This window comes from Candidatus Clostridium eludens, from assembly GCF_045310515.1.
Taxonomy (GTDB): domain Bacteria; phylum Bacillota; class Clostridia; order Clostridiales; family Clostridiaceae; genus Clostridium_B; species Clostridium_B eludens.
Genome location: NZ_JBJHZX010000212.1, coordinates 1 through 267 on the forward strand (window position 1 = coordinate 1; position 267 = coordinate 267).

Below are 267 nucleotides of genomic sequence, written 5' to 3' on the forward strand. Positions count from 1 at the left end.
GCTCCTGTTGCTCCAGTTGAACCTGTTGCTCCTGTTGCTCCCGTTGCTCCTGTGTCTCCCGTTACTCCGGTTGCTCCGGTTACTCCCGTTGCTCCCGTTGCTCCTGTTGGGCCCGTTGCTCCTGTTGCTCCGGTGTCTCCTGTTGCTCCGGTTGCTCCGGTTGCCCCAGTTGGGCCTGTTGCTCCGGTATCTCCAGTTGCTCCTGTATCTCCAGTTGCTCCGGTTGGACCCGTTGCTCCTGTTGCTCCTGTATCTCCAGTTGCTCCT

The 267-nt window shown here is 59.6% G+C and carries 1 protein-coding gene; it reads right to left on the minus strand.

What is annotated here, in order from left to right:
- On the minus strand, positions 1-267 hold a 267-nt coding region (locus ACJDU8_RS25865; protein ID WP_406795046.1), incomplete at both ends, for a hypothetical protein.